The sequence below is a fragment of the Brevundimonas sp. AVps5 genome (genome assembly GCF_058681515.1).
Genome location: NZ_CM178740.1, coordinates 334,304 through 359,059 on the forward strand (window position 1 = coordinate 334,304; position 24,756 = coordinate 359,059).

28 protein-coding genes are annotated in these 24,756 nt (G+C 67.4%); 14 read left to right on the forward strand and 14 right to left on the reverse strand.

The features are described 5' to 3' along the window. Nucleotides 1–26 precede the first annotated feature (26 nt). Genes ACW18A_RS01680 through arsC form a run of 6 tightly spaced genes read right to left on the reverse strand, consistent with a single transcriptional unit; the run spans nucleotide 27 to nucleotide 3,811 of the window. On the reverse strand, nucleotides 27–878 hold the full coding sequence (locus ACW18A_RS01680; protein WP_492023090.1) for a DUF3298 and DUF4163 domain-containing protein: 852 nt from the start codon (nucleotides 876–878) through the stop codon (nucleotides 27–29). Between the two features lie 15 nt (nucleotides 879–893). Continuing rightward, the gene (locus ACW18A_RS01685; RefSeq protein ID WP_492023091.1) at nucleotides 894–1,898 is read right to left on the reverse strand and encodes a UbiA family prenyltransferase; all 1,005 of its coding nucleotides are present in this window, start codon (nucleotides 1,896–1,898) and stop codon (nucleotides 894–896) included. 36 nt (nucleotides 1,899–1,934) lie between these two features. Then, nucleotides 1,935–2,390, reverse strand: coding sequence for a YkgB family protein (locus ACW18A_RS01690; protein WP_492023092.1), 456 nt, complete (start codon nucleotides 2,388–2,390; stop codon nucleotides 1,935–1,937). Between the two features lie 60 nt (nucleotides 2,391–2,450). Then, nucleotides 2,451–2,912, reverse strand: a complete 462-nt coding sequence (locus ACW18A_RS01695; protein ID WP_492023093.1) for a DMT family transporter — start codon at nucleotides 2,910–2,912, stop codon at nucleotides 2,451–2,453. Between the two features lie 11 nt (nucleotides 2,913–2,923). Next, nucleotides 2,924–3,394: an NUDIX domain-containing protein gene (locus ACW18A_RS01700; protein WP_492023094.1), complete on the reverse strand. Its 471-nt coding sequence runs from the start codon at nucleotides 3,392–3,394 to the stop codon at nucleotides 2,924–2,926. 9 nt (nucleotides 3,395–3,403) lie between these two features. Next, the gene (arsC, locus tag ACW18A_RS01705; RefSeq protein ID WP_492023095.1) at nucleotides 3,404–3,811 is read right to left on the reverse strand and encodes an arsenate reductase (glutaredoxin); all 408 of its coding nucleotides are present in this window, start codon (nucleotides 3,809–3,811) and stop codon (nucleotides 3,404–3,406) included. Nucleotides 3,812–3,978: 167 nt separating this feature from the next. Between arsC and ACW18A_RS01710 the strand changes: the two genes are divergently transcribed. The 7 genes from ACW18A_RS01710 to ACW18A_RS01740 all read left to right on the forward strand — a co-directional run bounded on the left by ACW18A_RS01710 (nucleotide 3,979) and on the right by ACW18A_RS01740 (nucleotide 7,979). Next, nucleotides 3,979–4,731, forward strand: coding sequence for an SDR family oxidoreductase (locus tag ACW18A_RS01710; RefSeq protein WP_492023096.1), 753 nt, complete (start codon nucleotides 3,979–3,981; stop codon nucleotides 4,729–4,731). A gap of 29 nt (nucleotides 4,732–4,760) precedes the next feature. Continuing rightward, nucleotides 4,761–5,129 carry a dihydroneopterin aldolase gene (gene folB / locus ACW18A_RS01715; RefSeq protein WP_492024315.1) on the forward strand — a complete coding sequence of 123 codons (369 nt, stop codon included), beginning with the start codon at nucleotides 4,761–4,763 and terminating at the stop codon, nucleotides 5,127–5,129. A 103-nt stretch (nucleotides 5,130–5,232) separates the two neighbouring features. After that, nucleotides 5,233–5,730, forward strand: a complete 498-nt coding sequence (locus ACW18A_RS01720) for a 6-carboxytetrahydropterin synthase (RefSeq protein ID WP_492023097.1) — start codon at nucleotides 5,233–5,235, stop codon at nucleotides 5,728–5,730. 67 nt (nucleotides 5,731–5,797) lie between these two features. Continuing rightward, the gene (locus tag ACW18A_RS01725; protein WP_492023098.1) at nucleotides 5,798–6,490 is read left to right on the forward strand and encodes a DUF4870 family protein; all 693 of its coding nucleotides are present in this window, start codon (nucleotides 5,798–5,800) and stop codon (nucleotides 6,488–6,490) included. Nucleotides 6,491–6,504: 14 nt separating this feature from the next. Continuing rightward, a complete protein-coding gene (locus ACW18A_RS01730) occupies nucleotides 6,505–6,894 on the forward strand; it encodes a hypothetical protein (RefSeq protein WP_492023099.1) in 390 nt (129 codons plus the stop codon). Nucleotides 6,895–6,959: 65 nt separating this feature from the next. Further along, nucleotides 6,960–7,247, forward strand: a complete 288-nt coding sequence (locus ACW18A_RS01735) for a GNAT family N-acetyltransferase (protein WP_492023100.1) — start codon at nucleotides 6,960–6,962, stop codon at nucleotides 7,245–7,247. A 75-nt stretch (nucleotides 7,248–7,322) separates the two neighbouring features. Continuing rightward, on the forward strand, nucleotides 7,323–7,979 hold the full coding sequence (locus ACW18A_RS01740) for a DUF4126 domain-containing protein (RefSeq protein WP_492023101.1): 657 nt from the start codon (nucleotides 7,323–7,325) through the stop codon (nucleotides 7,977–7,979). Here ACW18A_RS01740 and ACW18A_RS01745 read toward each other — a convergent pair. The 3 genes from ACW18A_RS01745 to ACW18A_RS01755 form a co-directional block, all read right to left on the reverse strand. Then, nucleotides 7,960–8,265, reverse strand: coding sequence for a hypothetical protein (locus tag ACW18A_RS01745; RefSeq protein ID WP_492023102.1), 306 nt, complete (start codon nucleotides 8,263–8,265; stop codon nucleotides 7,960–7,962). The two genes, ACW18A_RS01740 and ACW18A_RS01745, sit on opposite strands and share 20 nt — an antisense overlap. A gap of 116 nt (nucleotides 8,266–8,381) precedes the next feature. Further along, complete coding sequence (locus ACW18A_RS01750; protein ID WP_492023103.1) at nucleotides 8,382–10,229, reverse strand: monovalent cation:proton antiporter-2 (CPA2) family protein; 1,848 nt, start codon at nucleotides 10,227–10,229, stop codon at nucleotides 8,382–8,384. 60 nt (nucleotides 10,230–10,289) lie between these two features. Beyond that, nucleotides 10,290–11,096: an alpha/beta hydrolase gene (locus ACW18A_RS01755; protein ID WP_492023104.1), complete on the reverse strand. Its 807-nt coding sequence runs from the start codon at nucleotides 11,094–11,096 to the stop codon at nucleotides 10,290–10,292. A 45-nt stretch (nucleotides 11,097–11,141) separates the two neighbouring features. Here ACW18A_RS01755 and ACW18A_RS01760 point away from each other — a divergent pair, with 45 nt between their 5' ends. The 7 genes from ACW18A_RS01760 (at nucleotide 11,142) to ACW18A_RS01790 (ending at nucleotide 19,235) form a co-directional block, all read left to right on the forward strand. Then, on the forward strand, nucleotides 11,142–11,396 hold the full coding sequence (locus ACW18A_RS01760; protein ID WP_332654744.1) for an Lrp/AsnC ligand binding domain-containing protein: 255 nt from the start codon (nucleotides 11,142–11,144) through the stop codon (nucleotides 11,394–11,396). A 97-nt stretch (nucleotides 11,397–11,493) separates the two neighbouring features. Continuing rightward, nucleotides 11,494–12,672: an acyl-CoA dehydrogenase family protein gene (locus ACW18A_RS01765; RefSeq protein ID WP_492023105.1), complete on the forward strand. Its 1,179-nt coding sequence runs from the start codon at nucleotides 11,494–11,496 to the stop codon at nucleotides 12,670–12,672. A 4-nt stretch (nucleotides 12,673–12,676) separates the two neighbouring features. Next, a complete protein-coding gene (locus tag ACW18A_RS01770; protein WP_492023106.1) occupies nucleotides 12,677–13,798 on the forward strand; it encodes an acyl-CoA dehydrogenase family protein in 1,122 nt (373 codons plus the stop codon). 77 nt (nucleotides 13,799–13,875) lie between these two features. Continuing rightward, the gene (hmgA, locus tag ACW18A_RS01775; protein WP_492023107.1) at nucleotides 13,876–15,177 is read left to right on the forward strand and encodes a homogentisate 1,2-dioxygenase; all 1,302 of its coding nucleotides are present in this window, start codon (nucleotides 13,876–13,878) and stop codon (nucleotides 15,175–15,177) included. Between the two features lie 3 nt (nucleotides 15,178–15,180). After that, on the forward strand, nucleotides 15,181–15,552 hold the full coding sequence (locus tag ACW18A_RS01780; protein WP_492023108.1) for a hypothetical protein: 372 nt from the start codon (nucleotides 15,181–15,183) through the stop codon (nucleotides 15,550–15,552). A gap of 41 nt (nucleotides 15,553–15,593) precedes the next feature. Next, the gene (locus tag ACW18A_RS01785) at nucleotides 15,594–16,394 is read left to right on the forward strand and encodes a DUF1295 domain-containing protein (protein ID WP_492023109.1); all 801 of its coding nucleotides are present in this window, start codon (nucleotides 15,594–15,596) and stop codon (nucleotides 16,392–16,394) included. Between the two features lie 318 nt (nucleotides 16,395–16,712). Further along, nucleotides 16,713–19,235: a TonB-dependent receptor domain-containing protein gene (locus ACW18A_RS01790; RefSeq protein ID WP_492023110.1), complete on the forward strand. Its 2,523-nt coding sequence runs from the start codon at nucleotides 16,713–16,715 to the stop codon at nucleotides 19,233–19,235. Between the two features lie 133 nt (nucleotides 19,236–19,368). Here the strand turns inward: ACW18A_RS01790 and ACW18A_RS01795 are convergent, their stop codons facing one another. The 5 genes from ACW18A_RS01795 to zwf form a co-directional block, all read right to left on the reverse strand. Beyond that, nucleotides 19,369–19,659 carry a hypothetical protein gene (locus ACW18A_RS01795; RefSeq protein WP_492023111.1) on the reverse strand — a complete coding sequence of 97 codons (291 nt, stop codon included), beginning with the start codon at nucleotides 19,657–19,659 and terminating at the stop codon, nucleotides 19,369–19,371. Between the two features lie 84 nt (nucleotides 19,660–19,743). Next, nucleotides 19,744–20,715, reverse strand: a complete 972-nt coding sequence (gene glk, locus ACW18A_RS01800) for a glucokinase (protein WP_492023112.1) — start codon at nucleotides 20,713–20,715, stop codon at nucleotides 19,744–19,746. Beyond that, nucleotides 20,712–22,586 (reverse strand): phosphogluconate dehydratase, encoded by a 1,875-nt coding sequence (gene edd / locus ACW18A_RS01805; protein WP_492023113.1) that lies wholly within the window; start codon nucleotides 22,584–22,586, stop codon nucleotides 20,712–20,714. Before edd ends, glk begins: the two co-directional genes overlap by 4 nt. After that, nucleotides 22,586–23,296, reverse strand: a complete 711-nt coding sequence (gene pgl, locus ACW18A_RS01810; protein WP_492023114.1) for a 6-phosphogluconolactonase — start codon at nucleotides 23,294–23,296, stop codon at nucleotides 22,586–22,588. Before pgl ends, edd begins: the two co-directional genes overlap by 1 nt. After that, nucleotides 23,293–24,750 carry a glucose-6-phosphate dehydrogenase gene (gene zwf / locus ACW18A_RS01815; protein ID WP_492023115.1) on the reverse strand — a complete coding sequence of 486 codons (1,458 nt, stop codon included), beginning with the start codon at nucleotides 24,748–24,750 and terminating at the stop codon, nucleotides 23,293–23,295. The genes pgl and zwf overlap by 4 nt, the downstream gene beginning before the upstream one ends. Nucleotides 24,751–24,756 lie beyond the last annotated feature (6 nt).

Genomic DNA, 24,756 nt, shown 5'->3' on the forward strand with positions numbered 1-24,756 from the left:
CCCCTTCATGGGGAGGGAGACTATCGTCAGGCTTCTGCCTTCGGCTCGCCGGCGAACTCGTCGGCATAGGCGGGGGCGAGCAGGGCGCGGAACGCGCTCTGCGGCACGGTCACTTCGTATGATCCGTCGGAGTAGGGCCCCACCTGGTACGGGCCGATCAGAAAGACCAGGCCGCCGGCCTTGCCCGGCATTGTCCCGGTCACCAGCACAAAGGGCACGGTCGCGGCGCGCGGGCATTTCCACATCTCGCTGCCGGTCAGGGAGACGGTCTCGGCCTGGGGGTCGCGCTTCTTCTTCTCGGCGTTGATCGCGGCGCAGAGGGCGACGTCCAGGGCCGACAGATCGGCCGTCTTGGTGAACAGGTCGGCCGCCGCCACCTCGCGCTTCAGCGCCTTGTCCCACAGGATGGAGGCAAAGGCGGAGTTGGGATGCGCCCCGCCGGTGTATTCGGAATCCGTGCGGATCAGGCTGAACAGCTTGCCGGTCTCGGCGCCGGGCGTGATCTCGATCGACCTGTTGTAGGCACCCATGCCCTCGTCGCCGCCGGCCTCGGTGCGGTCGGCCTGGGCCCCTTCGGCGAACTCGCGCAGATCGCGGACGGCGGCTGCGTAGAGGCGGGCATGCAGGTCGGGCTGGGCCTTGATCGCGACCGGAAGGGTCAGGCTGACCTCGGCGAATGGAGTTTTCGCCTCGAAGGCCATCGGGGCGGCGGCGTCGGCGGGAGTGACCAACGCGCCCGTCCCTGCGGTCGCGGCCGGGGGCGCGGCCTTGTCCTCAACCTTGTCGCGGTTGCAGCCGACCAGGGTCGCGGCGATGGCGAGGCTCAGAACGGCAACCTGCAGGGCGGGGCGGAACGGCGTGGTCATGGACGCGATCATGGGGCGGTCTCCGGGCTAGAAGGGCAGTGATACGGCGCCGAGGGCGATGGCCGCCAGCAGGATCAGCCCCGCCTCACGGTTCGACTTGAACAGTGTCAGCGCGAGGGTGCCGTCGTCGGGCTTCAGGGTGCGCACCTGCCAGGCCAGATGGGCGGCGTAGGCGACGAGGCCGACGAAGAAGAGCAGGCTCAATCCGGCTGTCAGTCCGGCCAACCCGGCCGAGATCACCGCCAGTCCGTAGAAGACAGCAACCCCGCCTTTCACGCCCTTGCCCAGCCGCCGCGCCGAGGACTTCACCCCGACCATGGCGTCATCCTCGATGTCCTGCAGGGCGTAGACGGTGTCGTAGCCGAGGGTCCAGAACACGCCGCCGAGGTAGAGGAGGACGGCGGCAATGGTCATGGCTGGGGGGGCGCCGAAGCCCTGCGCCATCGGGGTGATGCCGGCCTCGGGAAACACCCAACGAAGCAAGTTCAACGGGTCGCTCACCGCCGCATAGCCCATCAGCGCGCCCCAGTTGAACGTGAGACCCAGCCACGCCTGCGGCCACCAGGTGATCCGCTTCATGAAGGGGTAGGCCGCCACCAGCAACAACGACGCCAAACCTAGAACGATAGTAGTTTCACTCAGCGTCAGCAGGATCAGCAGGCTGACGAGACTGCATCCCACTACGAAGGCCCAGGCCTGTTTCACGCTGATGCGTCCGGATGCAACAGGTCTGGCGGCGGTGCGCGCGACCTTCAGGTCTATGTCGCGATCCACAATGTCGTTGAAGGCGCAGCCCGCCGCCCGCATCAGGCAGGCCCCGATGGCGAAGCCGACGAACAGCCACAGCTCGTACAGGCCCGGCGTCGTCCGGTACTGCGCCAGAGCCAGCGCAATTCCCTGCCACCCGGGCAGGAGCAGCAGCCAGATGCCTATCGGGCGGTCGAACCGCCCCAGCCTCAGCCAGGGCTTCAGACCTTCGGGCGCGCGGGCGTCGACCCAGTTGCGGCCGGCGTCGGGGAGGGGGGCGGACATGGCGGACGGATAGCACTCCGTCCGCCCGGCGTCAGGTCACAGGTCGAGCCGATCGCGCGCGTCGAGCAACAGATAGACACAGATCGCCAGCAGCCCGACGTCCTTGGAGAGGAACTGCCCTGTCGAGCCCAGGGCGGGGAAGCCGTAGCCCTCCTGCCAGACGCCGGGGGCGGTGAAGAAGAAGCTCAGGGTCACGACAAAGGTCGCCATGCCCATCAGCGCGCCTAGCAGCCCTGCCCACGGGAATCGGCCGCCAACGGCGATCAGGACGCCCGCGGTGATCTCCAGCACGCCGATCACCGCCGAGGCCCCGCCCACGCCGACCAGCGGATAGAGCCATCCGAACAGCCAATAGTCCTCGGCGATGCCGCGAACTCCCTCGGCCTCGTAAGGCAGGAATTTCATGTAGCCGAACCACAGCAGGATCAGGGCGATGCCGAACCGCAGAGCGGCGCGGCCGTCGAGGCGGGGCGGGGACAGGGATTCGATCATGGTGGCTCCGGTGGCGGTTCGCCTCGGGTTCGCCGCCGGAGCCGCTGAGGTTACGTCCGCCTAGCTCCGGCGCACGAGGATGACGCCGCCGATGACCAGGGCCACGCCCGCTATGCGGCCCAGATTGACCGGTGCCCGCGGCACGCCGAACGCGCCGAAATGATCCAGCGCCAGACTGATGATCAGTTGGCCCGCCACCATCAGGGTGATGGTCATGGCCACGCCCAGTCTGGGCACGGCCCAGGTTGCTGCGACCACGAAGATCGCGCCGTACAGGCCCCCGACCCAGGCATACCAGGGCAGCGCCTTCGAAGCGGCGATGTCGGGGCGGCTGTGCAGAATGGCCGCAAGAATGCCCAGCGCCGCCGTACCGACGGCGAACGAGACGAAGGCGGCGTTGACGGGGCCGGTCACGGCCGTCGCCAGCCGGGCGTTCGTGGGCGCCTGAAGGGCGGTGGCGCCGCCGGCGAGGACGACTGCCAACATGGCCAGAAGCGAGGCGATCCCGGGTGCGAAGTTCATACGTCCAGCCTCTACCAGCGCGGATCGACGGGCGCACCGCCGAACATCTCGGCCAGCCGCGACCGCGTCGAACGGTGCGCGTCCCCGGGCAGGTCAGCGGGATCGAACCAGCCGGTCTCGGCGATCTCGCCGTGGTGGGTCAGGCTGCCCGGCTCGAACTCATCAAAGCGATAGACCAGCACATGGTCGCCCCTGAAGAACTGCTCATTCGAATGGACCGAGACCAGCCGGCCGGGTGCCGTCGCCCTCAGCCCCGTCTCCTCGAACAGTTCGCGCGCCGCCGCATCGCCGGTCGCCTCGCCGCGATCCACGCCGCCGCCGGGCAGCCACCAGCCGGCCAGATAGGTGTGTTTGACCAGCATGACCCGCCCCTGGGCATCGACCGCTACGGCCCGCACGCCGAGCGTCATGCCGCGCTGCAGCCGGGACCAGGCAAAGAAGAGCGGCCGGGTGAAGGGCTCGATTCGGACGCGCCAGTTCATGCCGCGACGCTACAGGACGACGACCTCGCCGTCCTCCTTGACGAAGGTCGCCGGCCGCCGGTCCAGCACTTCGAACACCCGTTCCGACGGTCGGGCCATGAGCACACCCAGCGGCGTCTCGACGATCGGCCGGTTCACGAGGATCGGATGTTCGACCATGGCGGCGATCAGGGTGTCGTCGGTCACCGCCGGATCGAGCAGGCCGAGGGCTTCAGCCGACGTGCCCTTCTCGCGAAGGACGGCGCGAGCCCGAACGCCCATGCGCGCGATCAGGTCGGCCAGTTGCGACGCGGCCCAGCCGCTTTCGAGATAGAGGACGACCTTCGGCGCATAGCCCTGATCGAGGATCGCACGCAGCACGTTGCGCGACGTGCCGCAGTCGGGGTTGTGAAAGATGGTTACGGGAAAGTCGGTCATGGCGTCTTGTCCGACAGGCGGGGAAACCGATCAACAGCCGCCTTGAACCCGAGCGCCGGCACCTCTATTCCGGCACCATAATCAGGAGCTCCCCATGCTGGCCCTCTACATCATCATCGGCTTCGTCGCCGTCATCGGCGCGTTCAACCTCTTCGAGTTCGGCCGGGTTGACTGAACCCCAACGCGGCGCGGCGCTCGTCACGGGCGGGGCGCGCCGGATCGGCCGCGCCATCGTTCTGGCGCTCGCCGCGCGCGGTCATGACGTCGCCATCCATCATCGGGAGTCGGCCGACGACGCAGAAGCAGTGGCCGAAGAGGTACGGGCTTTGGGGCGTCGCGCCGCTGTCCTGTCCGCCGACCTGACCGACGAGACCGGGACGCGCGCCCTGATCCCAGCGGCCGCCGAAGCGCTCGGGCCGCTTTCCATCCTGATCAACAATGCCTCGGTGTTCGAGGACGACCGCGTCGGCGGCCTGTCGCGCGAGACCTGGGACCGGCATCTCGACACCAATCTGCGCGCCCCCGTCGTGCTGGCCGAGGTCTTCGCCGCCCAGGCTCCCGACGGATCCTCCATCATCAACCTGCTGGACCAGCGGGTGCTGAAGCCGGATCCGCGCTTCTTCTCCTACGCCCTGTCGCGCAATGGCCTGTGGTGGGCGACGCGGACCCTGGCCCAGGCGCTGGCGCCTCGCATCCGGGTCAACGGCGTGGGGCCCGGCCCGACCCTGGCCTCCATCCACCAGTCCGAAGCCCAGTTCGCCGCCGAACAGGCCGCCATGCCACTCGGCCACGGCCCGTCGCCCGAGGACATCGCCCGGGCCGTCGTCTATCTCGTTGACGCCCGCTCGGTCACCGGCCAGATGATCGCCGTTGACGGTGGCCAGCACCTGGCCTGGCAGACCCCCGACATCGCCGAGTGAACCCCGCCGTGATTGAACCCCTTTCGGCAATGGCCATTTCGGCCGCCCGGCGCGAGAACCTGACCGTCTTCGTCAAGGGCCTGCGGGTCGAGGCCGGTATCGGCGTCTACGACCACGAGCATGGCCGGCTGCAGACCCTGGTCATCGACGTGACCCTCGATCTCGGCCCCGCCGAGGTCCACGGCCTTGCCGACACTATCAACTATGAGACCGTCGCCGCCTCCGCCCGCCGTATCATCGCCGAGGGGCATGTCGGCCTGGTCGAGACCTTTGCTGAACGACTGGCCCTGCACTGTCTGGAGGACGGTCGGGTTCAGGCCGTCACCGTCCGCGTCGACAAGCCCGGCGCGCTGGAGGCCGCAGACGGCGCCGGCTGCGAACTGATCTACCGCAGGTGATTCCCTCTCCCGCCGGGAGAGGGGCCGTGGCTTGCTTTGAGTCGCAACAAGCACGACATGTCGCCGCGCAATGCCCCAGGTTCGCTTCACCCGCCGATTCTCGATGGCCCACCGCCTGCTCTCCGACCCCGGGTCGCGGTGCGCGGTGCCGCATGGCCACAACGAGTTCGTTCACGTCGTCCTGGCCACGGACGCGGAGATGGATTTCGGCGGCGCCAACTTCGTCGCCTCCTTCGAGAGCCTCAAGGGCCGCTGGCACGGTTTCATCGACAAGGCCGTGGACCATGCGTTCCAGCTGAACGGCGCGGATCCCATGCTGGCCTGGTTCCAGGCGAACGAGCCTCAGCGGGTCGCCCGCCTGATGGTGTTCGACGGTGATCCGACGACGGAGGCCTTCGCCATCGCCCTGCGGAGGAAGCTGGACGCCATCCTGACCGATGACGGCTCGCCCTACCGCTGCGTCGAACTGACCCTGGAAGAGACCCCGACCAATGCGGTCATCGTCGGCGAACACCTCAGCGCCGCCGAGCGGGCCTGGGCGGCCGGAAGCTGGATGGACCGGGCCGATCTGTCGATCAACGACCTGCCCGACGTAAAGTGACGCCCGGTTCGGCTTGCCTCCGACGGGCCGCCCCGCCATTGTCTTCATCATGAACGCGAGGACCCCGATGGCCGAGCCCGGCGATCCCAATGCGCCCCAGGATTTCGAAGAGACGGCGCCTGAAACGCCGCCCCATGACGTCGGCCACGACGATCTGATCGGCTTCACCTCGCCCGCTGCGCTGGAGGGCCAGACGCGTGCCCCCGCACCGCCGCGGGTCGAGCCCGAACCCGGGTCGTCGGCCCTGGAACCCGGGCTGATCGCGCCGGAGCCCGGCCCTGTCGCTGCGCCGGTTCCCGGGATTGCAGCACCGACGTCGATCCCGACTCCGCCGCTCCCGCCCGAGCCGATCCCGCAGTGGGCCCGGGAGGCCCCGATCTCCGAACGGCCCGTCGGCGGTTTCGCCCATCGCAGCGAGCAGCCCGCGCCGATCGACGGTGCCATGAGCCTCTACGCCGTCTATGCCCTGATCCTGTTCGCCGTGCCGACCCTGGGCGTCTCGGCCCTCATCGCCCTCGTGGCCGTGACAGGCCGGGCCGGTCCACAGGGCGATGTGGCGGTCAGCCATTTCATCTTCCAGCAGCGCACCCTCTGGGCCGGTGCCGTCGTCGCCCTGCTCGGTGCCATCCTGATCGCCTTTGGGTGGGGCGTCTTCGTCCTGTTCGTTCTGGCGGTTTGGTTGATCCTTCGCGGAGCCGGGGGCGTGATGAAACTGAAGGCGGGGCGTCCGATCGAACGTCCCCGCGCCTGGCTGTTCTAGTTTTGGGAGAAATCATGTCCGACGCGCCCCAACCCCGCCTCGAGGTCGGCCACGAGGCCGAGGGCAAGCCCGCAGCCCTGATCGCCTGGGGCCTCTACATCCTGTCGATTCCGTCGGCCAACGTGCTGGTTCTGGTCGGACTGGTCATCGCCTATGCCGCGCGCAGCTCCGCCACCGGTCTCCCCCGCCAGCATATCGAGGCCCAGATCACGCTGTTCTGGTCGGTCTTCTGGTGGACGATCGCGCTGTGGGTCCTGATCGCGATCAGCATGGCGGCGTCGATCATCCTGATCGGCATCCCGTTCCTGCTTCTGTTCGGTGCCCTGTGGTTCCTGCTCAGCATCTGGTTCACGGTGAAGAGCATCCTCGGCGTTGTGAACCTGGTCTCCGACAAGCCTGCCTGACGATAGGCGGCCGCCAGGAACGGGTTTTCGGCGGCGGGGTTCTGACCTCAGCCGAGGGGAGTTTCATGACCGATTTTCGCGACGTTGTGGCCGAGCAACGCTGCGAGCAGGGCTTCGCTGACGCCGACGGACAGATCCGCCGTGTCTGGGCCGACTATTCGGTCCAGGGCCGTCGCCGCGCCATCCTTCACGTCGAGGCCGAGGACGAACTGCGCGGCTCCGGCGCGGCCGGCAAGTTCATGCAGAGTCTGGCCGACCACGCCCGCGCAGAGGGCCACACGTTGACCCCCGTTTGCGGCTACGCTGTCGCCTGGTTCCGCAGGCACCGGGATCAGGCGGACCTGGTGGGGTAAACAAGCCGGCGGACCCCGGGCCGGTTCCGGGGCATTGTATCATCGACGGCGTCAGGCCGGGCAGGGGAGCGCCGAATGGACGGTATCGACCTTCAGGGGGTTCAGCAGGGCCTCGGCGCCGCGGCCGGTCCCTTGCGGACCTGGGTCCTGCCCGCCCTGCTGGGGCTCGGCCTCGCCTCGGCGACGGGCCTGCGGACCTTCCTGCCCCTGCTGATGCTGGCGCTCGCCGCCCGCTTCGGCCTGTTCGGTATCGACCTGAACGACCAGATGGAGTGGCTCGCCGACTGGCCCGCGATCGCCGCCCTCGGCATCGCCGCCATGGTCGAGTTCGCGGGCGACAAGATCCCCGTCGTCGACCACGGCCTGAACGTGCTGGGTGCCTTCACCCGGCCGGTCGCGGGCGCCGTCGCAGCGGGCAGCGTCTTTGCCGGCGTCGATCCCACGACCGCCGCCATTGCCGGCGTCATTGTCGGCGCGCCCACGGCCTTCGCCTTCAACGCGGCGCAAGGGGGAGCTCGTCTGACGTCCACGGCCACGACCGGCGGCGTCGGCAATCCGGTCCTGTCCCTCATCGAGGACGTACTGGCCTTCTTCACGGTGATCCTGGCCTTCCTGGCCCCGATCCTCGTGCCGGTGGTGCTGATCGTGCTGGCGGTGCTGGTTTTCCGTCTGGCCAGACGGATGCGCGACCGTCTCCACGCGCGCGACGGCGTCACGTCACGCGTGACATGATCGCCTTGATGCTTCCGGCGCGGGACGGCAGGTCCTCGGCCAGACGCGCTGCGATCTCGCGCGCCCCGACGGGGTAGGCCTCGCCGCCCTTCGCGATCTCGTCGGCCATGGCGGCGGTCCGGGCCAGCAGTCCTTCCAGCGCCTCGACCTGCTCGAGGGCCAGGGCCCGGGCCTCGGCCTGCAGTCTCTGCACGCGTTCCGCCGTCGTCCGGGGCGCACGCATCAGGTCGTAGATTTCCGACTGGGCTGCGACCAGGCGCAGGTCGGGTTTTGATGTCCTGGGCATGTTGAACGTCTCCTGACGCCACCAATGCGGTCGGAACGGCTGCGGTTGCAGTGGAGCAGCCCGGTGCCTTCACTCGCTGATCCGGTGTGCCCTTAACGACGCAGGTCGTTCAGGGGTCAGACGGTCTCGCGGGGCCTGGGTTCGTCGCCCTCCAGAGCCTCGGCGGCCTCCTCGTTCAGGGCCCGGCCCTCGCGGCGCGGCTTGATGTAAGGGGCGGGTTGCGGCGTCACCGCATTGCCGCGCGTCAGTTCGCGCCCGGCCTGGAAGCCGCCCGCGACCTGCAGGATCAGCCGTTCCTCGTCGCGGCGACGGGCGTCGTCGACGGCCTCTTTCGCCTCCTCGGCCGAGAAGCCCAGATCGACCAGCACATGCTCGCTGAAGGCCAGGGCGCTCTCGAAGGTTTCGCGAATGTGGAACTCCACGCCGGCCCTGATCAGCCGCATCGAATGACCCCGATCATAGGCGCGCACGAACAATTTGGTCAGCGGGAACTCCGCCTGGGCGATCTCGACGATCTTGTCCGCGGTCTCCGCCTTGTCGACACAGATCAGAATGGTCTCGGCATCCGCCGCACCCGAGGCCCTCAGCACGTCCAGACGCGAGCCGTCGCCGTAGTAGACCTTGAAGCCGAAATTGCCGGCGGCCTTGATCATCTCCACGTCGTTGTCGACGATCGAAACATCGACGTCGCGCGCCAGCAGAGGCTGACAGACCACCTGGGCGAACCGTCCGAAGCCGATCACCAGCACCCGCTCCTTCAGGTTCCGCGCCTCCTCGACCCCGTCCAGCGACACGGTCTCGATCGGCTTCAACCGGTCGGCGATCAGCATGCGCAGCGGTGTCAGCGCCATCGACAGGATGACGATGGCCCCCGCGATCGCCGCCGTGCGCGGATCGAACAGGCCGGCGGCCAGGGCGGCGGCGTAGAGGACGAAGGCGAACTCGCCGCCTTCACCCATCAGGGCCGCGCGCTTCAGCGCCTCGCCGTGGCCGGCCTTGATCCGGGCCACGCCATAGACGCCCGCCATCTTGGCCCCCATGCAGGCGGCGGCCCCGCCCAGCACGATGGGCCAGTCCTGGATCACCACGCCGAGGTCCAGCGACATGCCGACGCTGAGGAAGAACAGACCCAGCAATATGCCCCGGAACGGCTCGACGTCCGCCTCCAGCTGATGGCGGAAGGTCGATTCCGACAGCAGCACCCCCGCAAGGAAGGCCCCCATCGCCATCGACAGCCCGCCCAGATCCATCGCCCAGGCCGCGCCCAGAACCACCAGAAGCGCCCCTGCCGTCATCACTTCGCGTCCGCCGTATCGGGCCAGGATGCGGAAGGCCGGGTTCAGGGCGAACTTGCCGATGACATAGACGGCGGCCACCGCCGCGATGGCGAAGCCGATGGTCATCCAGACCGGCTGGGGGTTCTCGATCGTCGTGCCGTATATCCCTGCAAGCACGGCCACGACGGCCAGCAGCGGGACAATGGCCAGGTCCTCGAACAACAGGATCGACACGACCCTCTGGCTGTCGGTCTCGTTGTTCTCGTTCCGCTCTTCCAGCAACTGCATGACGATGGCGGTCGACGACAGGGCGAACCCGGCCCCGGCGATGAAGGCGGCGTACAGGGGCAGGCCGAACAGGAAGACGATTCCGGTCAGCAGGGTGGCGCAGACCGCGACCTGCAGCGCCCCGAGGCCGAAGATTTCCTTCCTCAGGCTCCACAGCCGTGCCGGCCGCATCTCCAGCCCGATGATGAACAGGAACATGACGACGCCAAGTTCGGCGACGTGCAGTACCGATTCCGCGTCCTCGATCATCCCCGCGCCGTAAGGCCCGATGGCCAGGCCGGCGGCCAGGTAGCCCAGCACGGCACCCAGGCCGAACCGCTTGAACAGGGGCACGGCGACGACCGCCGCCGCCAGCAGCGCCACTGCGTGGCCCAGACCCATTCCCGTCGGTTCCGCCATGATCCGTCCTGTGTCGCGAACCCCTATACTGGCGACGCTTTGCCGCGATTGCGAGGGGCGTCAGGCTTTCGCCAACGCCACGATCCGCTCCACCAGCCCGCTCTCGGGATCGGCCAGCGGGTCCAGGACGGTGAAATGGTTCAGGCCCGGCAGGGTCTCGAACCGCGTCTCGACACCCTTGCTGCCCCAGAAGTCCGTCATGTCGCGCGACTGGCGCACGAACTCGGCGGTCTCATCGCCCCCGACGAAGCAGTCCAGCACCGTCCCGCCCGGCGTCGATCCGTTCGGAACGGGCCAGTGCACGGGCGACAAGGCCGCCGCTTCCCGCGCATCCAGCCGCAACGCCGCGTTCAGCGATGTCGGGATCAGCGGCTCCAGATCGAACAGGCCCGAGATCGCCACCGCCGCCGACGCCCGCCCCTCGCTCAACATACAGGCCGCCAGATGTCCGCCCGCCGAATGGCCGAACACGACGGGTCGCCGGCCGGTCCGCGCCCGGACCAGCTCGACCGCGTCGCGCATCTGGCTGACGATCCTTCCCAGCCGCACATCGGGGCACAGATCGTAGGACGGCACGGCCAGACTGACGCCATGCTTCAGCAGCGCCGGGGCCACCCAGCTGAACCACGACCGGTCGAGCGCCTGCCAGTAGCCGCCGTGGATGAAGACCGCGACCGGCGCGTCCGGCCCGGCCTCGAACAGGTCCATGACCGCGCGCTCGCCGGATCCGTAAGGCAGGGCGACCGGTGGATGCGCCGCTCGCGCGGCCTCTGCCTCCGTCTTCCACCGCGCCATGACGACGGGGTGATCCGGCACGGCCGCCCGGTTGTTGTATTCCGCTTCGAGATCGAGGGTCTTACCGGCCACGTCCGCATCCGCTACTCAGGCCCGCGAACACCGGAGCCCACGACCATGATGACCGCCATCTTCGTCTTCATCAAATGCGAGCTGGGCCACGCCAACGACGTCGCCGCCGACATGGTCGACAATGTCGAATATGTCTCGGAGGTCTATTCCACCTCGGGCCAGTACGACCTGCTGGCCAAGTTCCAGCTGCCGAAGGACATGGACATCGGCAGCTTCGTGACCAAATCGGTTCAGACGCGGCCGCACATCCGCGACACCTTCACGGTGATCACCTTCTCGCCGTTCCTGCCGACGAAATAAGTCGCAGAAGCTGACGCCGCGTCACGGTGGCGTCTTCAGACTGATCGCTGCTAACCTGCCGGCCTGAGACGCAGGCACAGGCGTCAGGGAGCGAACCATGGCCGATCTGGAAACCTTCCGCGCCGAGACGCGCGCCTGGCTGGAGGCGAATTGCCCGGCCGAATGTCGCGGCCCGCTCGACAATGACGAGGACCGCGTCTGGGGCGGCCGCAACGCGACCTTCAAGACCGCGGCGCACAAGCGCTGGATGGATGTCATGGCCGCGCGCGGCTGGACGGCGCCGCAGTGGCCCACGGAATACGGCGGCGGCGGTCTCGACCGCGAACAGGCCAAGGTCCTGACCTCCGAGATGCGCCGTATCGACGCCCAGCTGCCCCTGTCGTCCTTCGGCATCTGGATGCTGGGCCCGGCCCTGCTGCAGTTCGGGACCGAGGAACAGAAGAAGCGCTTCCTGCCCGAGATCGTGCGCGGCGAGATCCGCTGGTGCCAGGGCTATTCAGAGCCCGGCGCCGGTTCCGACCTGGCCGCAGTCCAGACCCGCGCCGAGGATCGCGGCGACCACTGGATCATCAACGGCCAGAAGATCTGGACCTCCTACGCCGACAAGGCCGACTGGATCTTCTGCCTGATCCGCACCGACCCCGAGGCGCCCAAACATCTGGGCATCTCCTTCGTCCTGTTCGACATGGCCGCGCCCGGGGTGACGACCCGGCCGATCGAGCTGATCTCGGGCAAGTCCGCCTTCTGCGAAACCTTCTTCGACGACGTTCGGGTCGAGAAGGAGAACCTGATCGGGACCCTGAACCGGGGCTGGGACGTGGCCAAGGCCCTGCTGGCCCACGAGCGCACCATGATCGGGGCCATCGGCGACATCGGCCGGCCGATCAGTCAGGTCGCGGTCGATTCCATCGGCCTGGACGACGCGGGTCGTCTCGACGAACCCATGCTGCGGACGAAGATCGCCGAGCTGGAAATCGACGCCGCCGCCTTCCGTCTGTCGATGGAGCGGGTCGGCGATCAGGTGAAGGCCAAACAGGTCTCCCCGGCCATCGCCTCGATGCTGAAATACTACGGCTCGGAGCTGAACAAGCGCCGCCACGAGCTGGCCATGGCCGCCGGCGGCTCGGACGCCCTGGAGTGGGAAAGCGAGCGCTCGCACAAGGGCACGCCCGCCCGCGACTGGCTGCGCACCAAGGCCAACTCGATCGAAGGCGGCACCTCCGAGGTCCAGTTGAACATCGTCGCCAAACATCTGCTTCAGCTGCCGGGAGCCTGAGCCCATGCCCCTGATCCTGACCGAAGAGCAGACCATGCTGAAGGAGGCCTCCGACGGCTTCCTGGCCGAAAACGCGCCCCTCGCCCACCTGCGCAAGCTGCGGGATGCCCGGGACGCCGACGGCGTGTCACGCGACCTGTGGAAGGCGTTCGGCGAAATGGGCTTCGCCGGCGTCATCATCCCCGAGGAACACGGCGGCTCCGGCCTCGGCGCGGTCGAGGCGGGCATCGTGGCCGAGAGTCTCGGCCGCACCCTGACGCCGTCGCCCTACTTCGGCTCGTCGATCCTGGCCAGTCGTATCCTGATCGACGCGGCCTCGGCCGATCGGCAGGCCGCCTGGCTGCCGAGGATCGCGGCCGGCGAGGCCATCCTGTCCCTGGCCCTCGATGAGGGTCCCAAACACCAGCCTTCCCGTATCGCCACGACGGCCGAGCGCAGCGGCAACGGGTTCAAGCTGAACGGGGCCAAGGGCTTCGTCCTCGACGGTCACATCGCCGACGCCCTGATCGTCGCCGCGAAGACCGACGGCGGCGTCACCCTGTTCCTCGTCGATCCCAGGACTTCGGGCGTCGAGATCGAACGCACCGTCATGGTCGACGCCCACAACGCCGCCCGCATCACATTGACCGACGTCCAGGTCGATGCCGACGCCGTCATCGGCGACGTCGATGCGGGCGAGGCGGCTCTCGAGGGCGCACTGAACCTCGGCCGCGCCTGCGCCGCCGCCTGCCTGACCGGCGCCGGTGACCAGGCCTTCCTGACCACGGTCGAATACCTCAAGACCCGCAAGCAGTTCGGCAAGCTGATCGGCGAATTCCAGTCGCTGCAACACCGCGCCGCCCACCTGTTCACAGAGCTGGAACTGGCCAAGGCGGCGGTGCTGGGCGCCCTGCAACGCCTCGACGCCGGCGCGCCCGGGGCCGACCTCGCCGTCTCCGTCGCCAAGGCCAAGGCCGGCCGCGTCGCCGAACTGGCCGTCCAGGAGGCGGTCCAGATGCACGGCGGCGTCGGCATGACCGACGAATACGACGTCGGCCTCTACATGAAGCGGGTGCGGGTGTTGAACGAACTCCTCGGCGACGCGGGTTTCCACGCCGAGAAGCTGGCCCGGGCCGGAGGATACTGAATCCTCCCTCTCCCGGCGGGAGAGGGTGACGCGCTGAACCACCCCCGCTAAACCTCCCGGTCAGGGAGACGACACTCATGACGCTGAACAGCGCGACCTATCTGACCGGCTTCGGCAATCATTTCGCCACCGAGGCCGTCCCCGGCGCCCTGCCGGTCGGCCGCAACTCGCCGCAGAAGACGCCGATGGGCCTGTATGCGGAACAGCTTTCGGGGACGGCCTTTACGGCACCGCGGAGCGAAAACCGGCGGTCGTGGTTGTACCGGCTGAGGCCGTCGGCGCAGCATCCGGCCTACAGGCCGTTCGCCCAGGGGCTGGTGCGGTCAGGGCCGTTCCATGAGGCGCCGCCGTCGCCGAACCGGATGCGCTGGGACCCGCTGCCGATGCCGATCGAGCCGACCGACTGGGTCGAAGGGCTGGTGTCATACGGCGGCACGGGCGATGCCGAGGCCCTGTCGGGCGTCGGCATCCATCTGTATGCGGCCAACCGGTCGATGACGAACCGGGTCTTCTACTGTGCTGACGGGGAGATGCTGATTGTCCCACAGCTGGGAGATCAGATTTTTGCCACGGAAATGGGACGGATCGAAGCGAGCCCCGGCCACATCGTCGTGATTCCGCGCGGTGTCCGCTTCCGCGTCGAGTGTGACGGTCCAATCCGCGGCTATGTCTGCGAGAACTACGGCGCACCCTTCCGCCTGCCGGACCTCGGCCCCATCGGCTCTAACGGCCTGGCCAATCCGCGCGATTTCGAGGCTCCCGTCGCGGCCTTCGAGGACGTCTCGCGCGCCACTGAATGCGTGCAGAAATACGGCGGGCGGCTGTGGGCCACGACCTTCGATCACTCGCCGCTCGATGTCGTCGCCTGGCACGGCAACCTCACCCCGTATCGTTGGGATACCGCCCGGTTCAATACGATCGGCACGGTCAGTTTCGACCACCCTGACCCGTCGATCTTCACCGTCCTGACCTCGCCGTCGGACACGCCGGGAACGGCCAACTGCGACTTCGTCATCTTCCCGCCCCGCTGGATGGTGGGCGAGGACACCTTCCGTCCGCCGTGGTTCCACCGCAACGTCATGAGCGAGTTCATGGGTCTGGTGACCGGCGAATATGACGCCAAGGAAGGCGGGTTCGCACCCGGCGGGGCGAGCCTGCACAACTGTATGAGCGGGCACGGGCCGGACCAGGCCAGCTACGACAAGGCGGTGGCCGCCGAGCTCAAGCCGGTCAAGATCGAGAACACCCTGGCCTTCATGTTCGAGACCCGGGCCCCGATCCGGACCACGGAATGGGCGCAAACCTCACCGACGATGCAACTCGACTACGACGACGTCTGGACCGGCTTCGCCAAGGGCGACGTCTCTCAACAAGGATAGACCATGCGCCTTCTGATCACCGCAGCGCTGGCCGTCGCCGCCCTGTTGTCGGGCAGCTGCGCTCCGTCCGTTCCCAACGAGGCCGACCTGCCGCCGATGGCCCACGCCGACCACGATCTGGCCCAGGCCTGCGGGGAGGAGGGGGGCGAACTCATGCGCGTCGGCCGGCTGCAGACCGAACGGTGCGTCGTGCCCTTCCCGGATGCGGGCAAGGTCTGCCGCGACGGTGACGACTGCCTCGGTGACTGCCGGGCCGCCTCGGCCGGACCCAACACGCAGACCACCACCGGCGTTTGCGCACCCAATGACCTGCCGTTCGGCTGCAACACGCCGATCGAAAACGGACGCGCCGGCCCGACCCTGTGCGTCGACTGATCGCGACGCATCCACCCGGCCCGTGCTAGCGTTTCTTCTGCATGACCCTGCCTGAACTCGCCGCCCTGCTGGGCCTGAACCTGGCCGTCCTGGTCGCCGTGATGCTGGCCCTGTGGGGGCTGGCCTTGCGGCTGAAGGACGTCAGCTTCATCGACGGCGTCTGGCCGCTGGGGATGCTGCTTCTGGCCCTGATCACCTTCCCCCGTACCGACGGCGACCAGACCCGAAAATTCCTGCTGCTCTGGCTCTGCGCCGTCTGGGCCGTCCGCTTGGCCTGGCACCTGCTGGGCCGCTGGCGCGAGATGGGCGTCGACGGCCGCTACGCCGAGATAGTCGAGACCCAGGAAAGGAAGCACGGCTGGAGCTTCGGCAAGACGGCCTTGTTGATTGTCTTCCTGCCCCAGGCGTTTCTGGCGTGGCTGACCTCCCTGCCAGTGCAACTGGGCCAGATCGAACACGGGCCGATCGGCTGGCTCGGCTGGATCGGGGCCGTCGTCGTCGTTGTCGGTATCGGCTTCGAGAGCATCGGTGACGCCCAGCTGGCGGCCTTCCGCAAGGATCCGAAGAACAGGGGCAAGGTCCTCGACACCGGCCTGTGGCGCTACACCCGCCACCCCAACTATTTCGGCGACGCCTGCGTCTGGTGGGGGCTGTGGCTGATCGCGGCCGAGACCGGCTGGGTCGGGATCGCCTCGGTGGTCGGGCCGATCTTCCTGACCTTCACCCTGACGAAGTGGTCGGGCATCGGCATCACAGAAAAGGCCATCGGCAAGACCAAGCCGCACTATGCGGACTATATCCGCCGGACCAGCGCCTTCATCCCTCTTCCGCCGAAGAAATAGTCTCGCCGCCCCCAAGGACGGTGACCCTCCCCCTCATTCGCTGTGACGCGTCGGCTGCGCCGGAGGACCGGAACAGGCGCCGCTACGCGGGCCGTTCGGTACCGTTCCTGTACTGGCGTGGTGGACGGCTGCAACACAGCAGGTCGCATGGCCAGTATTCATTGTTTGTTGTTCCAGAAATAGATGTCACATGAGCAACGACATACGCAATAATACGTAGTTATAGCAATTCAGGTGGGTGCGAGCTGAGCCTTTAGTCGTGTGTTAACTCCCGTGGTGAATACATCGGAAAGACACCATTAGATCTGAGGAAATTCCATGACGGCGAAGTTAATGTTTTCGGCCTTCGCGCCAGTTGTTCTGGCCGCCGCCTTCACGCCCGCCCTCGCGGCTGAACCCGGCAGCAGGCCTGACGACAGCGCCGTCATCCAGACACAGGCCGCACGCCAGGGCCCGCCCGCAGTCGCGCCGGCCAGCAGCGAGGCGGTGTTCTCCACCGGTGTTGCGAGGGGCCGTGACCGGCTCGACAGCGCGACCTCCACAAGTGCCCTCAGGGCCGGCGACCTCGACGCGCTGAGTGCCCGCTCGCTGGGCGACATTCTTCGCAACATTCCGGGTATCCGGACGGAATCGTCGACCGGCGACGGCAGCTCCGCCTACACGATTCGCGGACTTCCGCTGGCTTCCGGCGGATCAAAATACATGCAGCTTCAGGAGGACGGTCTGCCCGTCCTCGAGTTTGGCGACTTCTTCAACGGCGCGACCGATATCTATATCCGCGCAGACTTCAATCTGGCGGCCGTAGAGGCCATCCGCGGCGGCTCGTCATCGACGTTCGCGTCCAACTCGCCAGGCGGAGTGATCAATCTCATCTCCAAGACCGGAGATGTCGAAGGCGGCGCGATCCAGCTGACCAGCGGACTGAACTATGACACGACGCGGGTGGATTTCGACTACGGTGCGCCCATCAACGATAGCCTGCGCTTCCACCTGGGCGGTTTTTACAGGACCGGCGAAGGCCCGCGCCGGGCGGGGTTCAACGCCTTTGAAGGCGGCCAGTTCAAGTTCAACCTCACCAAACAGCTTGCCAACGGCTATGTCCGGCTCTCGGGCAAGTATCTCGATGACCGCTCGCCCCACTATCTTCCGGGCCCGGTCCGCATAACGGGCACCAACGACAATCCGGTGTTCGAGAGCTTCAACACCTACGACGTCAGGCGCGACTTCATGATGTCGGGATTCTTGCCCGATCTCACCACGCTCGACGCCAACAACAATCCCGCGGTTCTGCCGATCAGCCAGGGCCAGAGTGCGCTGGTGCGGTCGGTCGGTCTTGAAGCACAGTTCGACATCGCCGACTGGACGATTACCCAGCGTGGCCGCTACTCCATGATCGAGGGCGGCACGACCCGTAACCTCATCTCGAGCATCCTTTCGGGCAGTGCATTGCCGGCCTCGCTCGGCGGGGGCACCGGGACGTTCAGCTATGCCACCGGCCCGCGGGCGGGTCAGGTCATCTCGAACCTCGGCTCCATAAACGGCAACGGCCTGGTTGTGGCAACCTCGCTGAATCGGGTCGAATCGCGCTCGCTTGACAACTTCATCAACGATCTGCGCGCCTCGCGTGTCTTCGCGGTCGGCGAGGCCGAACTGACCTTGACCGCCGGAATCTACAAGTCGCTGCAGGATTACACGAGCGACTGGCTCTACAGTAACCACCTGCAGGATGTAGCGGGGGCCGGCAGCTCGGCTCTGATCAACTACACCAACGCGGCGGGCGTCCCACAGACGCAGAACGGCTATCAGGGCTTCAACCGCTCCGGCAGTACGGCATTCTTCCGGCGTAGTTACGACGTCCAGTACGATATCACTGCCCCCTATGGCTCCCTCAACTATCGCATCGGCAGGTTCGCAATCGGGGGCAGCCTTCGCTACGATTCGGGCAACGTCAGCGGCCAGTTGTTTGGTGCCGATCTCGGCGGCGGCCGCATCGGTATCCGGCCCACGGACTTCAACGGCAATGGCGTGATTTCCGCGGCCGAAGCGCGGACCGCCTTCACGCCGTTCGACCGTCCCGCCCCCGTCGACTACGACTATGGCTATCTCAGCTATTCGACGGGCATCAACTTCCGGGTGGCCGAGCCGTTTGCGGTCTTTGCGCGCTACAGCAGCGGGGCCCGGGCGGCTGCCGACAAGGTGCTGTTCTCGACCAAGGTGAGCACGATCGACGGCAGCCTGCTCGATGAGGACGATGGCTACGATATCGTCGAACAACTCGAAGGCGGGTTCAAATATCGTGCTTCCGGAATGACCGTAAACGTCACCGGCTTCTCCGCCGACACAGAGGATACGAACGTCCAGGCGGGCGCCATCACCACGGACCGGACCTACACCGCCTATGGCGTGGAGGCCGAGGCGGGCTATCAGATCGGTGGGTTCAGCATGGCGGGGGGCGTGACCTGGACCCAGGCCGAGATCGTTGGTGACAAGTTGAACGCCGCTGTGGCCGGCAAGGTGCCTCGCCGTCAGCCGGACTTCATCTTCCAGGCGACATCGCAGTATGAGACGCGGGCCGTCACCATCGGCGCCAATATCATCGGCACGACCGACAGCTTTGTGCAGGACAACAACCTGATGCGGATGCCGGGCTATACGCTCGTCAACGCGTTCGTTCAGTACCGCCCGATGGACAGGGTCCAGCTCATGCTGGACGCCAACAACCTGTTCGACGAGACGGCCTTCATCGAGATCACGACGCCGTCGGTTCCAGCCAACGGGATCGGGTTTGGACGCGCAGCCAACGGTCGCACGATCAATCTTTCCGCCCGTTTCGATTTCTGATCGCCCGCGGGGCCAGCTGGCGAAACAGGACAACGAAAGGCCCCCGCCGCTTTTGCGACGGGGGCCGATCGGTCTTCAGGTCCCGGTGCGGCCGGGAGCACGATTCACGCTTAACCCTGATGCCGATCAGGCTCTAGTTGGCCGGGGGCGTGGTGACCGGGGCCATCGCGCTTTCCGGCGACGATGGCGAGGTGTTCGGCGTGTTGGCGGTGGTCATGCCGCCGTCGGCGTTGCCGGCCTGTTGCTCGATGCGATCAGCCTCGGCGTTAAGGGCGGTTTCCTGCTCCTCGGTCGGAGCGGCGGCGGCTTGCTGCTCCAGAGCGTCAGCCTGGACCTCGGCGGACTTGTCGGCGGCCGATTCACCGCAGGCGGCGAGCGAGGCGGCCAGAGCCAGCGAGGCGGAGGCTATGATCAGTTTGCGCATGGAAAAATCCCTTCCTTGTTGAGCCAGAAAAATGCGGCCACTCACGGAAGGTTCACGTCGCCGTGACGAATAATCCGAACGTCGTTATCTGACCTCGGCAAAGGCGACCCGCGCCGCGCCGAGCAAGGCGGCGTGTTTGTGGGTGATCACCCAGGTCGGAATCCCGGCCATATAGTCCTGGAACCGGCCCTTGCGCTCGAACCGCTCGCGGAAGGGGCTGGCCGCGAGGAAGGGCAGGATCCGGGGCGCGATGCCGCCGGCGATATAGACCCCGCCGCGCGATCCCATGGTCAGGGCCACGTCGCCGGCCACGGCCCCCAGTATGGCGCAGAACCGGGCCAGGGTGGCGCCACAGTGGCTGCGCGGATCCTCAAGCGCTTCCCGGGTGATCTGTGCAGGGTCGTCGATATGGGTCTCGCGCCCGTCGATCTGGGCCAGGGCCCGGTGCATGTTCAGGAGGCCGGGGCCACAGATCAGCCGCTCGATCGACACCCGGTCGTAGCGCTGGCGCAGGATTCGCAGGATCTCGTCCTCGACCGGATCGCCGGGCGCGAAACAGGCGTGGCCGCCTTCCGAGGGCATGGCGACCTCAAGCCCGTGAACATCCCGCGCCAGGGCCGAGACGCCGAAACCTGTCCCCGGCCCAAGCACCGCGATGGCCGAATGCGGATCGCCCGCCCCCGGTCCGCCCAGATGGGCGAGCTCGGTCGAGGGCACGACCGGTGCCCCCCAGGCCAGGGCCTCGAAATCGTTGATCAGCCGCACGGGGTTCAGGCCCAGGGTCTGAAGTTCGGTCTCCGACACCGCCCACGGGCTGTTGGTCAGGTCGATGGTGCCGTCCGTCACCGGCCCGGCCACGGCGATGACCCCGCCGGTCGGCTTGACCTCGCAGCCGTCGATGAAGGCCGCCACCCCCTTCAGGAAGGTCGGATACTGCTCCGCCGGAAAGCTCTCGTGATGGTCCAGCGTGATCTGGCCGTCCGTCATCGTCGCGATGGCGAAGCGGGCGTTGGTTCCGCCCACGTCCCCGACCAGCAGCGTCCTGTTGTCGCTCATGCGTCCACGTCCCGGTTCTGCAGGTTCGCGTCCGCGACGTCGCGGATCTCTGGTTGCCTGTCGGTTGGCTCGGCGGCGAAAAAGACCGAGGCCCCACGCTCTGCCGAAGACACTGCATTGCGGAAAGCCCCGAACAGCTCGCGGCCGTAACCCCAGCTCTGGACCGGGTTCGGCCGTGCCCGCTGACGGGTGGTCAGGTCGGCGTCGATGGTCAGCACGCCAGCCTCGGCATCCAGCCGCACCACGTCACCGTCCAGCACATAGGCCAGGGGGCCGCCCTCAAGCGCTTCCGGCGTCACATGGATGGCCGCCGGGGTCTTGCCCGAGGCGCCCGACATCCGTCCGTCGGTGACGAGGGCGATCGGCAGGCCGCGATCCTGCAGCACGCTCATCAGGGGCGACAGGGAATGCAGCTCCGGCATGCCGTTGGCCTTGGGTCCCTGGAAGCGCAGCACGATGACGCAGCCCTCGTCCAGTTCGCCGGCCTTGAACGCGGCCAGCACGTCCTCCTGGGCGTCGAACACCCGGGCCCTCGCCTCGACCATCCGGTGCTGAGGCTTGACCGCCGAGATCTTGATCACGGCCCGGCCGAGGTTGCCCTTGACCAGCCTCAGGCCACCCTCGGTGTCGAACGGGTCGGAGGCGGGGCGCAGGATGTCGCGGTCCAGACTTTCGGAGACCCCGTCCTTCCAGACCAGTTCGCCGTCCACCAGGGTCGGCTCCTTGAAATAGTGTTCGATGCCCCGGCCCATGATGGTGGTGACGTCGGAGTGAATGTGGCCCGCCTGGGCGAGTTCGCGCGCCACGAAGGCCACGCCGCCCGCCGCCTGGAAGGCGTTCACATCGGCCGAGCCGTTGGGATAGATCCGTGCCAGCAGGGGAGTCACGGCCGACAGCTGGTCCATGTCGGTCCAGTCGATCAGCACCCCGGCCGAACGCGCCATGGCCACCAGGTGGATGGCGTGGTTGGTCGATCCGCCGGTGGCCAGCAGGGCCACGATCATGTTGACGATGGATTTCTCGTCGATGACGTCGGCCATTCGGCCCTCGCCGCTGACGGCCAGTTCGACCGCTCGCTTTGCGGCCGCCGCCGTCAGGGCGTCGCGCAGTCCCGTCTCGGGATGGACGAAGGCGGTCGACGGCATATGCAGCCCGCCCAGCTCCATCATCATCTGGTTGGAGTTGGCCGTGCCGTAGAAGGTGCAGGTGCCCGGCGAATGGTAGGAGCCGATCTCGCTGGCCAGGAGGACGTCACGGTCGACCTTGCCCTGGGCGTATTCGGCGCGCACCCGCGCCTTTTCGGCATTGGGAATGCCCGAGGGCATGGGGCCGGCGGGGGCGAAGATCACGGGCAGATGGCCGAACGCGAGCGCGCCCATGAACAGGCCGGGGACGATCTTGTCGCAGACCCCAAGCATCATCGCCGCGTCGAAGGCGTCGTGGGTCAGGGCGACCCCGACCGACATGGCGATGACGTCGCGACTGAACAGGCTCAGCTCCATGCCCGGGCGACCCTGGGTGACGCCGTCGCACATGGCGGGGGTGCCGCCGGCGACCTGGGCCGTGGCTCCGACCTCGCGGGTCGCGGCGCGGATCACGTCGGGGAAGCGTTCGAACGGCTGATGCGCCGACAGCATGTCGTTATAGGCGGTGACGATTCCGACATTGGGGGTCTTGCCCGACATGGCGGTCAGCTTGTCGGCGATGGTCTGACCCGCAAAGGCGTGGGCCCAGTTGGCGCATGACAGCTTGGCCCGGCCGACACCCGAGTCCCGCGCCGCGTCCATACGACGGATGTAGTCGGTCCGTGTCTCTTTCGAGCGCTCGATGATGCGTTGGGTGACGTCTGCCACCACGGGATGCAGGGCCATCAGTTCGCTTCCGTCCAAACAACTTCCAGGGGGACCTTCGCAGCGATCATCGCCGCGATCGGTTGCACGGCCGGATCGCCCCCGGCCTCCCGCTCGAACACCGAACGCTTGGCCGCGCCCTTCAGGCCCAGGATCACCCGACCCGCCGACATCAGGTAGGGCAGGTTGATCGATATCCGCTCCAGGCTGGGCGCCATTCCGTCCCGCCCGTGCGGCACGCCCAGCACCGTCGGTTTCAGTGTCGGCGACAACAGGGTCTTCAGCGTCGGGCTGCCGGGGAACATCGAACAGATGTGCCCGTCCTCGCCCATGCCCAGAAGCACTGCGTCGAACCGCCCGCCGGCCGCGGCCAGCCTGTGCGCCGCCACCGCCGCCGCCCGGTCGACCGTGACCTCGGAATGGTACAGCGGGATGAAGGTCGCCTTCGCGGCCGGGCCCTGCAGCATCACGGCCCTGATCAGCCGCGCGTTCGAGTCCGGGTCGGTCTCTGGCACATAGCGCTCATCCACCAGCGTGACTGCGACCCTGTCCCAGCCGATGTCGGTCTGGGCCAGACGCGCATAGACCGGTGAGGGGGTCGATCCGCCCGGACCAGCGAACAGCGCCTTGCCGTTCCGGATCACTGCGGCGCCCAGGGTCTCCTCGATCCGCCCGGCAATCGACAGCGCCCAGGTTTCGAGGGTGGGGAAGGTCTCGATCTCGACGGTCATCCCTGCGTGTTCCAGTCCCGCCCGGTCCGCACCATCAGCATGTCGGCGGCATCGGGACCCCAGGTCCCCGCGCGATAGGGCTGGGGCTTCACCTTGCCGTCGACCCAGGCCTGCGAGACCCCGTCGACCCATTCCCAGGCCTTCTCCGCCTCGTCGCGGCGTACGAACAGGGTCGAGTCCCCGTTCAGGGCGTCCAGCAAAAGCCGTTCATAGGCAACACGGCGACGCGGCGGCTTCGCGTCCCTGTCGCCCACGCCCCACGACAGGCTCATCCGGATCGGCTGCAACTGCATGCGCTGATCCAGCCCCGGCTTCTTGTTCATCACTGTCAGGGAGATGTCTTCCTCGGGCTGCAGCTCGATGATCATCCGGTTGGCGCTGTCCTCCTCGTGCCCGTTGTCGCCGAAGATCGAGTGCGGCACCGGCTTGAACTGGATGACGATCTCGGTCCGCTTCTCGGGCAGTCGCTTTCCGGTCCGCAGGAAAAAGGGCACGCCGGCCCAGCGCCAGTTGTCGATGTCCACGCGGATGGCGACGAAGGTCTCGGTGTCGGAATCCGCGCCGCGCTCCTCGTCGTATCCGGGAACGCGCTTGCCCTCGACGGTCCCCGAAACATACTGGCCCCGCACGGTGGTGCGTTCGGCGTCTTCTTCGGTAATCGGGCGCAGGGACCGGATGACCTTGACCTTCTCGTTGCGCACCGAATCCGGATCGAGGTCCGAGGGCGGCTCCATCGCCACGAGGCACAGCAGCTGCAGCATGTGGTTCTGCAGCATGTCCCGAAGGGCGCCGTACTCGTCGTAGTAGGGCCAGCGGTCGCCGACCCCGACGGTCTCGCCGACCGTGATCTGGACGTGGTCGATCGACAGGTTGTTCCACAGCGGTTCGAAGATGACGTTGCCGAACCGAAGGGCGATCAGGTTCTGCACCGTCTCCTTGCCGAGGTAGTGGTCGATGCGGAACACCTGGTTCTCGGTGAACGCATCGGCGACCGCGTCGTCGATGGCGCGGAAGCTCTCCAGGTCGCGACCGACCGGCTTTTCCAGCACCACCTTGTCGTCGGCCTCGGCCAGACCCGCCGCCCGCATCGCGGTGACGATCCTGGCGTACAGCGACGGCGACACCGCGAGGAAGCTGGTGCAGGCCCCCGGCCCGACCTTGTCCTTCAGCGGTTTCAGGCTCTCGGCCGAGGTGGCGTCGACGGCCAGATAGTCGAGGCGCGCCTCCATCCGGCTCCAGCTGGCCTCGTCCCAGGCGTCGTCGGCCTTCGCCTTGCCCTCGACGGCCGCACGGACCTTCTCGACATACTCGTCCCGGCTCTCGTCGGAGCGGGCGGCACCGATGATCTTGAGCCCCTCCGGCAAGAGGCCGTCGTGGTCCAGGAAATAGAGCGAGGGCAGCAGCATGCGCATCGCCAGATCGCCGCCGCCGCCGAACAGCACCAGAGCCGTCATGCCCGC

What these genes read in the sequence shown, in the direction of transcription:
- ACW18A_RS01680 (WP_492023090.1), bottom strand. Translation starts at nt 878, where the DNA reads ATGATCGCGTCCATGACCACGCCGTTCCGCCCCGCCCTGCAGGTTGCC.
- ACW18A_RS01685 (WP_492023091.1), bottom strand. Translation starts at nt 1,898, where the DNA reads ATGTCCGCCCCCCTCCCCGACGCCGGCCGCAACTGGGTCGACGCCCGC.
- ACW18A_RS01690 (WP_492023092.1), bottom strand. Translation starts at nt 2,390, where the DNA reads ATGATCGAATCCCTGTCCCCGCCCCGCCTCGACGGCCGCGCCGCTCTG.
- ACW18A_RS01695 (WP_492023093.1), bottom strand. Translation starts at nt 2,912, where the DNA reads ATGAACTTCGCACCCGGGATCGCCTCGCTTCTGGCCATGTTGGCAGTC.
- ACW18A_RS01700 (WP_492023094.1), bottom strand. Translation starts at nt 3,394, where the DNA reads ATGAACTGGCGCGTCCGAATCGAGCCCTTCACCCGGCCGCTCTTCTTT.
- arsC (WP_492023095.1), bottom strand. Translation starts at nt 3,811, where the DNA reads ATGACCGACTTTCCCGTAACCATCTTTCACAACCCCGACTGCGGCACG.
- folB (WP_492024315.1), top strand. Translation starts at nt 4,761, where the DNA reads ATGGCCATTTCGGCCGCCCGGCGCGAGAACCTGACCGTCTTCGTCAAG.
- ACW18A_RS01720 (WP_492023097.1), top strand. Translation starts at nt 5,233, where the DNA reads ATGGCCCACCGCCTGCTCTCCGACCCCGGGTCGCGGTGCGCGGTGCCG.
- ACW18A_RS01725 (WP_492023098.1), top strand. Translation starts at nt 5,798, where the DNA reads ATGGCCGAGCCCGGCGATCCCAATGCGCCCCAGGATTTCGAAGAGACG.
- ACW18A_RS01730 (WP_492023099.1), top strand. Translation starts at nt 6,505, where the DNA reads ATGTCCGACGCGCCCCAACCCCGCCTCGAGGTCGGCCACGAGGCCGAG.
- ACW18A_RS01735 (WP_492023100.1), top strand. Translation starts at nt 6,960, where the DNA reads ATGACCGATTTTCGCGACGTTGTGGCCGAGCAACGCTGCGAGCAGGGC.
- ACW18A_RS01740 (WP_492023101.1), top strand. Translation starts at nt 7,323, where the DNA reads ATGGACGGTATCGACCTTCAGGGGGTTCAGCAGGGCCTCGGCGCCGCG.
- ACW18A_RS01745 (WP_492023102.1), bottom strand. Translation starts at nt 8,265, where the DNA reads ATGCCCAGGACATCAAAACCCGACCTGCGCCTGGTCGCAGCCCAGTCG.
- ACW18A_RS01750 (WP_492023103.1), bottom strand. Translation starts at nt 10,229, where the DNA reads ATGGCGGAACCGACGGGAATGGGTCTGGGCCACGCAGTGGCGCTGCTG.
- ACW18A_RS01760 (WP_332654744.1), top strand. Translation starts at nt 11,142, where the DNA reads ATGATGACCGCCATCTTCGTCTTCATCAAATGCGAGCTGGGCCACGCC.
- ACW18A_RS01765 (WP_492023105.1), top strand. Translation starts at nt 11,494, where the DNA reads ATGGCCGATCTGGAAACCTTCCGCGCCGAGACGCGCGCCTGGCTGGAG.
- ACW18A_RS01770 (WP_492023106.1), top strand. Translation starts at nt 12,677, where the DNA reads ATGCCCCTGATCCTGACCGAAGAGCAGACCATGCTGAAGGAGGCCTCC.
- hmgA (WP_492023107.1), top strand. Translation starts at nt 13,876, where the DNA reads ATGACGCTGAACAGCGCGACCTATCTGACCGGCTTCGGCAATCATTTC.
- ACW18A_RS01780 (WP_492023108.1), top strand. Translation starts at nt 15,181, where the DNA reads ATGCGCCTTCTGATCACCGCAGCGCTGGCCGTCGCCGCCCTGTTGTCG.
- ACW18A_RS01785 (WP_492023109.1), top strand. Translation starts at nt 15,594, where the DNA reads ATGACCCTGCCTGAACTCGCCGCCCTGCTGGGCCTGAACCTGGCCGTC.
- ACW18A_RS01790 (WP_492023110.1), top strand. Translation starts at nt 16,713, where the DNA reads ATGACGGCGAAGTTAATGTTTTCGGCCTTCGCGCCAGTTGTTCTGGCC.
- ACW18A_RS01795 (WP_492023111.1), bottom strand. Translation starts at nt 19,659, where the DNA reads ATGCGCAAACTGATCATAGCCTCCGCCTCGCTGGCTCTGGCCGCCTCG.
- glk (WP_492023112.1), bottom strand. Translation starts at nt 20,715, where the DNA reads ATGAGCGACAACAGGACGCTGCTGGTCGGGGACGTGGGCGGAACCAAC.
- edd (WP_492023113.1), bottom strand. Translation starts at nt 22,586, where the DNA reads ATGGCCCTGCATCCCGTGGTGGCAGACGTCACCCAACGCATCATCGAG.
- pgl (WP_492023114.1), bottom strand. Translation starts at nt 23,296, where the DNA reads ATGACCGTCGAGATCGAGACCTTCCCCACCCTCGAAACCTGGGCGCTG.
- zwf (WP_492023115.1), bottom strand. Translation starts at nt 24,750, where the DNA reads ATGACGGCTCTGGTGCTGTTCGGCGGCGGCGGCGATCTGGCGATGCGC.